Here is a 7,666-nt window from a genome sequence, read left to right as displayed (position 1 = left end):
CCGGTCATCCGCTGGGAACGCTCGAGTCTCGCCGAGCTCGGCGCCGAGTTCGCGCGCTGGGAGATCGCGACCGTGGCGGCGTCGCAGGTGCTCGGCGTCGATCCGTTCGACGAGCCCAACGTCTCCGAGGCGAAGCAGGCGACCGCAACCGTGCTCGACGGATTCCTCGGCACCGGAACGCTCGCGGCGCCCGCGGTGGTCGCGACCGCCGGCGACGTGAGTGCGGCCGCTCCGGCGGAGGTGCTGGCCGCACTTGCCGCGCACGGCGTCGCGGTGTCGGATCCGTTCGCGATCGCGGCCGGACTCGCGACGCTGGTCGGATCCGGCGACTACGTCGCGATCCTCGCCTACCTGGCCCGCACCGACCCGCGTCACGCGGCGCTCGAGCGCCTGCGTCACGCGCTGCGCGATCGCACGCGCGCCGCGACAACGCTCGGCTACGGTCCGCGCTTCCTGCATTCGACCGGCCAGCTCCACAAGGGCGGCCCTTCGACCGGCGTCTTCCTGCAGCTCGCGAGCCTCGAGCCCGCGCTCGAGATCCCCGGAGAGCGCTACGGATTTCGCGAGCTGCAGATCGCTCAGGCGGCCGGCGACTACCAGGTCCTGGAGCGGCGCGGCCGACGCGTGGTGCGGCTCAATCTGGGAAGCGATCCGGACGGCGCACTCGAGATGCTGGTACGTGCGGTGAGCGCCGGCTCCGCCGGGGTGGCGCGATGAAGCTTCGAACGATCGCGTTCGCGCTGCTGCTGCCCGCCCTGTTGGCGGTGATCCCGCTGCCGATGCTCGCGGCGGCACCCACCACCGGCAAGGGCACGACCGCGCGTCCATCGGGAGGCACGAGCGCGCGGCGGACCAGGCCTGCGTCCGGCGGCGCGGCCGTGCATGCCAAGGCCATGGGTCTGCTGCGCGCCGCGGCATCGCGATGGTCGGCAGATCGGACCTATCGGGTGCATGGGGTCTATCGCCAGGCGGCGCAGCTCGGCGCGCAGTCCCAATCTGCCTCCGCGACGTTCGAGCTCGCCGGCGCACCGGGCGGGCGCTCGCGCGAGGAGATCTACGAGAACGGTACGGAGTCGCTCACGCTCTCGGATGGGAACTACACCTCCAGCTTCATCGGCTCGTTCGGCCAGTACACTCGCCACCGCGGGGTGACACCAGCGCTCGATAGCCTCGGCCGCATGCACCGAGGCGATGCGACTCCGGGCGTTCGCTCGCTCGCCCTGGGCCCGGCGGCTGGAGCACTGGACGGACTCGAGAGCGTCCGGCTCCTGCGCGCCGACACCGTTCACACCGAGGCCGGGGTGCAGCACTGTGACGTGCTGCTCGCGAGCTACGCCCCCGCGAAGGGCGACACCGCCAAAGTGAAGCGTGAGGTGTGGGTGTCCCGCGCCGACAGCGTGATCGTTCGCCACGGCCTGCGTACCGAGCGCGCGATGGGCGATCGGACGCTGATCGAGGAACGCTACGTCACGTTCGATCGCGTTCAGCTCGGGGCATCACTCCTGGACAGCCTGTTCGCCTTCACGCCGCCGGCCGGCGCACGTGAGGTGCTCGCGTTCGAACGCCCCGGATCCAATCGACTCGATCTCACCGGGCAATCGGCACCCGGCTTCGAACTCGCCGACGTCGACGGAGCGCTTCACAAGCTCGAGGAACACCGGGGCTCGGTCGTGCTGCTCGACTTCTGGGCGACCTGGTGCGGGCCGTGCCGCATGACCATGCCGGCGCTCGACCGACTGACGCGCGAGTTCAAAGGGCGCGGCCTGGTCGTCTATTCGGTGAATCTGCGCGAGCGAGGCGACGTCGCCGCCAACTTCATGACCCAGCGCGGTTTCTCGATGACGACGCTGCTCGATCGCGATGGCGCGGTCGCGTCGCTCTATGGCGCCACGGCGATTCCGTCATTCGTCATCGTTGGCACCGACGGCGTGATCAAGGCGCACCTGGTGGGAGCACACGCCGAAGGCACCATGCGCGCCGCCCTCGCTCGCGCCGGCCTGGAGTAGTCGCTCCGAGACCGAAGAGGCTCGAACGCTCGCGGCGCCGACTCGCCGTGGCGACCAGGCGCGCGGCGCGACCAGGCGCGCGGCGACTAAGCGCGCGGCGAGAGGCTGTTCGCGTACAGCGCCGGGTCCACATTGCCGCCCGAAAGCATGATGCCGACGCGGCGCCCGCGTGTCTCGATCTTCCCCGAGCGCACCGCCGCGAGCGCCAGCGCGCCGGTCGGCTCGATCACCAGCTTGAGCCGCTCGAAGGCGAAGCGCATCGCCTCGAGCAACGCTTCGTCGGGCACGCTGATCAGGTCCTGCGCATGACGGCGCAGCAGATCGAATGTGCGCACTCCGAGGCTCGGCGTGCGCGCGCCGTCCGCGATTGTTTCGCCGCACACCTGCCGCACGCGCGTCCCGCTTCGAAACGACTGGACGCCGTCATTGCCGGCATCCGGTTCGACCCCGATCACGCGCCCGCCGGGCGAGTGCGCGAGCATCGCGAGCACGCAGCCGGACGCCAGGCCCCCGCCGCCGACTGGAACGACGAGCAGATCCAGCGGGCCCGACTCCTCGATCAGCTCGATCGCCGCCGTGCCCTGACCGGTCACCACGTGCGGATGATCGAACGGAGGGATCAGCGCGAGGTCGCGTTCGCGCGCGAGCCGCTCGGCCAGCCCGTCTCGGTCTTCGCCGACCTGGTCGTAGAACACCACTCTGGCGCCATAGCCGCGCGTCGCTTCGAGCTTCACGCTCGGCGCCCAGCTGGGCATCACGATCGTGCACGGCACCCCGAAGCGCTGCGCCACCAGCGCGACCGCCTGCGCATGGTTGCCGGAGCTGAACGCGATCACGCCGCGTGAGCGCGTCGCTTCGTCGAGCCGAGAGATCGTGTGGTGCGCGCCGCGGAACTTGAACGCCCCGCCGCGTTGCAGATTTTCGCACTTGAGGAACACCCGCGCGCCGGTCGAGGCATCGAGCGTGCGCGAGGTGACGACCGGCGTGCGATGCGCGACGCCCGCGAGCCGTTCGCGCGCCTCCGCGAGCAGCACGAGCAGCGCCGCGTCGTCCGCCGAGCCGCTCAACCGCCGGCCCCGCCGCCCATCTCGAGTCCCGGCTCGGTCTGACGGCGCGGGTCGAGTGCGTGCGTGATCTCGTCCTTCGTCAGTGTGGTCATCTCGCCGGCGAGTTCACGGACCGGGCGGCGCTCCTTGAACGAACGCTTGGCGATCTCGGCCGCACGGTCGTAGCCGATCAGCGGGTTCAGTGCCGTCGCCATACTCGGCGAGATCTCGATGTAACCGGCGCAGGTTTCGACATTCGCGACCATGTCGCGAACCGCCTTCTCGGCCAGCACGTCGCACGAACGTGCCAGCAGTTCGACGCTCTCGAGCAGATTGCGCGCCATCATCGGCAGCATCGTGTTGAGATCGAGCTGCCCCCACTGGGCCCCGACCGTGCACGCGACGTGATTGCCCATGACCTGGGCGCCGACCATGATCACGGCCTCGCAGATCACCGGGTTCACCTTGCCCGGCATGATGCTCGAGCCGGGTTGGACGGCAGGCAGCGTGATCTCGGAGATCCCGCAGCGCGGCCCGCTGTTCATGAGCCGGATGTCGTTCGCAATCTTCATGAGGCTCGCAGCCACGCTGTTCAGTGCGCCACTCGCCCACGCGGCGCCGTCCTGGGCGCCCTGGGCCTCGAAGTGGTTGCGCGCCTCCTCGAACTCGGTACCGGCCATGCGCGACAGTTCGCGCGCCATCCGCCAGCCGAACTCGCGATGCGTGTTGATGCCGGTCCCGACCGCGGTCCCGCCGATCGCGAGTTCGCGCAGATCGGGAAGCGTCGCCCGCACCCGCACGATGCCATGCTCGATCTGAGACGCGTAGCCCGAGAACTCCTGGCCGAGCCGGATCGGTGTGGCATCCATCAGGTGAGTCCGCCCGGTCTTGAGGACGCCGTCCCACGCGCGGGCCTTCTCGTCGAGGGCCACGCGCAGGCGCTCGAGCGCCGGCAGCAGCTCGCGCTCGATGGCGCGAACCGCGGAGACGTGGAGCGCGGTCGGAATCACGTCGTTGCTCGATTGTCCGAAGTTCACGTGATCGTTGGGGTGGATCTCGAGCCCCGAGGTGCGCGAAGCGAGGTGCGCGATCACCTCGTTCGCATTCATGTTGGTGCTGGTTCCGCTCCCGGTCTGGAACACGTCGATCGGGAACTCGGAAGTCCAGCGCCCCTCGGCGACCTCGAGCGCAGTGGCCTCGATCGCGGCGGCGAGTGACGGAGCCAGCAGGCCGAGCTCGGCGTTGACGCGCGCCGCCGCTGCCTTGATCAGCCCGAGTGCGCGAATGAACTCGCCCGGCAGCGGCTGGCCCGAGATCGGAAAGTTCTCGACCGCGCGCTGGGTCTGCGGTCCCCACAGAGCCGCGGCCGGGACCTTCATCTCGCCGAGACTGTCCTTCTCGATTCGAAACTTCGGAGTTTCGGATGACATGGAAGTGCGATCCTCGGGTTCAGAGTGCTTCGATTTCGAAACGGCTGGTGATCGAAAGCCCGGCCGTCGCGAGCATCGCGTGGACCGTGCAGTACTTGGTGGCGCTCAACTCGATCGCGTGCGCGATCGCGGCTGCATCCAGATCGCGGCCGCGGAAACGGTGAACGACCTCGAGGCTCGTGAAGATCCGCGGATGCTCGTCGCGACGCTCGCCTTCGACGTGCAGTTCGTAGCTCACCACGTCCTGACGTTTCTTTCGCATCACGCTGATCACGTCCATGCCAGTGCAGCCGCCGAGTGCCGCGATCAGCGCCTCGACCGGCGTTGCATGCGTGTGGCCGGCACCACTCTCCATGACGAAGCGACCGCCGCTCCCGCCGGTCGCGGTGAACAGCAAGCCGGTCGGTCCGGCCGGATCCCAGCGGACGTCGGCGTGGTTGCGGGTCGGCATCTCGGACTCCCTTCGATCGATACTCAGGACGCGCGCGTGCGTGCCGCAGACTGGCGCGCGGGCGCATCGGAGTCGAGTGACAGATTCAGTTCCTCATCGCTCAGGATCTGGCTGCGGCTCATGATCTGAGAGGTATCGTGTTCGAATACAAAATGCATGAGGTGGTCGAGCCCGACCTCAATCTGCTTGCGAAATCCCACCATCTTGATCAGGTAGGCGCCGGCCCACGCGAGCCACGCCAGCCGACCGGACAGCGGCACTCCGAACAGCTCGAGCACCGAGCTGTGCTTGCCGAGCGAGATGATGTAGCCCTTGTCTCGAAAATCGAAGGGTCCGAGCTCGCGGCCCTCGGCCTCGGCCACCAGTCGCTTGCCCACGTGCGTCCCCATCGCGACCGCGGTCTGAGACAGCGCGGGTTGAAAGCTGCCGTCGACTCGCGGCGACGCGGCACAATCGCCCAGCACGTAGACGTGGGGGTCCGGCGTGCCGTCGTGGCGCACCGCGCGCAGCTGCTCGTCCACGAGCACCCGACCGTCCTTCGCCTTCTGATAGGGCAGCGCGGCGACGAAATCGGGCGGGCGAACGCCCGCCGTCCACAGGATTGTGAATGCCTCGAGGACCTCGCCGTTGGTGAGCACCACCGCGTGCGGCTCGACTCGCTGCACCCGCGCATCGAGGCGCAGCCGCACGCCACGCTTCACGAGGTGACGCGTCACATAGCGTGAGTGCTCGGGACGTGCGGCCCGCACCAGGCGGTCGCCGCCCTCGACCAGCGTGACCGAAACCTGCGAGCGCAGCAGGTTCGGATAGCGCGGCAACAGCGTTTCGGTCGCCATCTCGGTCAGTTCAGCCGCGACTTCGACGCCGGTGACGCCGCCGCCGATCACCAGGATCGAGAGCAACCGCGTCCGTTGCGAGACGGTCTCAGCCTGCTCGGCCATCTCGAACAGCTCGACCACGCGGGCACGCAGCGTCATCGCGTCGAACAGCGTCTTGAACGGAAGCGTGTTCGCACCCACGCCCGGAATGCCGTAGTCGTTCGAAACACTTCCGGGCGCCAGGACCAGTGCGTCGAACGGCAGTTCGAGGTCGTTGTGCAAGTGAAGCGTGCGACGCTCGAGATCGATCGAGGTGACCTTGTTCTTGTAGAAGCGCACGTGGCGATGCCGGGCCATCTCGCGCAGCGGATAGACGATGTGGCGCGTCTCGACCGCCCCGACCGCGACCGCCGGCAGCAGCGGATTGAACTGGAAGAAGTTCTCCTTGTCGACCAGAACGGTATCCCAGTACTCGCGCGCGGCACGCGAACGACTGATCGCGCGCGCCACGTCGAGTCCCGCGAAGCCACCCCCCACGATCACCAGCCGACGACCCGCCATGTGCGGCACGATAGCATGGCCCTTCCCGGCCCCGCTCGCGCGCGCGAGGCCGAACCGCGCACCCTCTGCTAGCGTGGCGCGATGTGCGAACTCTCGGTACTCGTGCCGGTGCGCGACGCGCGCGCGTGGCTGCCGGCTTCACTTCGGTCGCTGTGGCGTCAGAGCTTCCGCGACTTCGAAGTGGTCGCGGTCGACGACGGTTCGCGCGACGGCAGCGCGGAATGGCTCGATCGCGAAGCCGGGCGCGAAACGCGGCTACGGGTCATTCATACTCCGGCGCGTGGCCTGCCCACCGCACTCGCAACCGCATTCGCCGCCGCGCGAGCCGATGTCATCGCGCGGCACGATGCCGACGACGTCTCGCATCGCGAGCGCTTCACACTCCAGCGCGCGGCCTTCCGAGCCGATCCGGCGCTGGACGTGCTGGGAACCCGCCTGCGCCTGTTTCCCGATTCTCAGGTTGGCGCCGGCATGCGCCGGTGGCGGAGCTGGCACGATGCCCTGCTGACCCACGAAGCAATGGAACGCGAAGCCTTGATCGATAGTCCGCTCGCCCACGGCACGCTCATGGCACGCCGGGCGGCACTCGAACGCGCGGGCGGCTGGATCGAACGGGGCTGGGCGGAAGACGTGGACCTGTGGCTGCGGCTGTTCCGCGACGGAGCGCGCTTCGCAAAGCTTCCGCGCGTGCTGTACGGGTGGCGACGGCACGCCGCGAGCGCCACACACCGCGATCCTCGCTACCGCCCGGCGGCCTACCGGGCACTGCGGCTCGCGGCGCTGCGTTCCGGGTTTCTCGCGCACCGACGCGACGTCATGCTGGTCGCGGTCGGCGCGACGCTCGAACACTGGCGCCGCTCGCTCGAGGAGGACGGGTGTCGAGTCTCGACTCGGTCGTTCGGCCGACCGAGCGCTGCCGCGCTCGCGACGCTCTCTCCCCCATTGGTGCTCGCCTTCGGCGCGCGACCGGCTCGCGAACGCTGGCGGGCGGCGCTCGTGAAACACGGATGGAACGAGCTATCGCAATTCATATTTACCGGATAGAAGTTAGGCGTTCAGCCTTTGACACGCGCCGAGTCGCGATTGGATTGACTGACACCAATTGCAAGACTACGCTGCCGCGGTCACACATCCCCCCGATCTCAGTGGAGGCCTCATGGCAGCGCGCAAAAAGCGGACACGCTACTCGGAAGCCGAGCGCAAGAAAATTCTCGAGGCGGCCGCCAGCGGCGGTCTCACTGCCGAAGCGGTGAAGAAGCAGTTCGGCGTCACGCCGGTCACGTACTACTCGTGGCGCAAGAAGTACGGCGTCGGTCGCAAGCGCCGCGGACGCCGTACTTCTTGCGCCACGAGT

Annotated in this window: 8 protein-coding genes; 4 read left to right on the top strand and 4 right to left on the bottom strand. The window is 68.7% G+C overall.

Annotated features, from left to right (window positions below):
• Positions 1-717: transaldolase (locus HOP12_07210; protein NOT33943.1), on the top strand; the 717-nt coding region annotated here is incomplete at its 5' end.
• Positions 714-2,006 carry a TlpA family protein disulfide reductase gene (locus HOP12_07205; protein ID NOT33942.1) on the top strand — a complete coding sequence of 431 codons (1,293 nt, stop codon included), beginning with the start codon at positions 714-716 and terminating at the stop codon, positions 2,004-2,006. The genes HOP12_07210 and HOP12_07205, both read left to right, overlap by 4 nt.
• An 86-nt stretch (positions 2,007-2,092) precedes the next feature.
• Here HOP12_07205 and HOP12_07200 read toward each other — a convergent pair whose 3' ends face one another.
• From HOP12_07200 to HOP12_07185, 4 genes are read right to left on the bottom strand one after another with little or no spacing between them, the layout of a single operon-like run.
• A complete protein-coding gene (locus tag HOP12_07200; protein NOT33941.1) occupies positions 2,093-3,046 on the bottom strand; it encodes a pyridoxal-phosphate dependent enzyme in 954 nt (317 codons plus the stop codon).
• A gap of 23 nt (positions 3,047-3,069) precedes the next feature.
• Positions 3,070-4,482: a class II fumarate hydratase gene (locus tag HOP12_07195; GenBank protein ID NOT33940.1), complete on the bottom strand. Its 1,413-nt coding sequence runs from the start codon at positions 4,480-4,482 to the stop codon at positions 3,070-3,072.
• A 19-nt stretch (positions 4,483-4,501) separates the two neighbouring features.
• Complete coding sequence (locus tag HOP12_07190; protein NOT33939.1) at positions 4,502-4,933, bottom strand: hypothetical protein; 432 nt, start codon at positions 4,931-4,933, stop codon at positions 4,502-4,504.
• A 23-nt stretch (positions 4,934-4,956) separates the two neighbouring features.
• The gene (locus HOP12_07185) at positions 4,957-6,321 is read right to left on the bottom strand and encodes an NAD(P)/FAD-dependent oxidoreductase (GenBank protein NOT33938.1); all 1,365 of its coding nucleotides are present in this window, start codon (positions 6,319-6,321) and stop codon (positions 4,957-4,959) included.
• Positions 6,322-6,393: 72 nt separating this feature from the next.
• On the opposite strand from HOP12_07185, the gene HOP12_07180 reads away from it, so the two are divergent.
• Together HOP12_07180 and HOP12_07175 are read left to right on the top strand one after the other, a co-directional pair.
• Positions 6,394-7,356 carry a glycosyltransferase gene (locus HOP12_07180; GenBank protein NOT33937.1) on the top strand — a complete coding sequence of 321 codons (963 nt, stop codon included), beginning with the start codon at positions 6,394-6,396 and terminating at the stop codon, positions 7,354-7,356.
• Between the two features lie 112 nt (positions 7,357-7,468).
• On the top strand, positions 7,469-7,666 hold a 198-nt coding region (locus tag HOP12_07175; GenBank protein NOT33936.1), incomplete at its 3' end, for a transposase.

Source organism: Candidatus Eisenbacteria bacterium, from assembly GCA_013140805.1.
In the GTDB taxonomy this organism is placed as follows: domain Bacteria; phylum Eisenbacteria; class RBG-16-71-46; order RBG-16-71-46; family RBG-16-71-46; genus JABFRW01.
The sequence above is the reverse complement of the archived record's forward strand: the minus strand, read 5'-3'. Positions and strand labels throughout refer to the sequence as shown.

Coding starts and splice junctions, on each gene's coding strand:
- HOP12_07205 (NOT33942.1), top strand. CDS start 714: ATGAAGCTTCGAACGATCGCGTTCGCGCTGCTGCTGCCCGCCCTGTTG.
- HOP12_07195 (NOT33940.1), bottom strand. CDS start 4,482: ATGTCATCCGAAACTCCGAAGTTTCGAATCGAGAAGGACAGTCTCGGC.
- HOP12_07180 (NOT33937.1), top strand. CDS start 6,394: ATGTGCGAACTCTCGGTACTCGTGCCGGTGCGCGACGCGCGCGCGTGG.
- HOP12_07190 (NOT33939.1), bottom strand. CDS start 4,933: ATGCCGACCCGCAACCACGCCGACGTCCGCTGGGATCCGGCCGGACCG.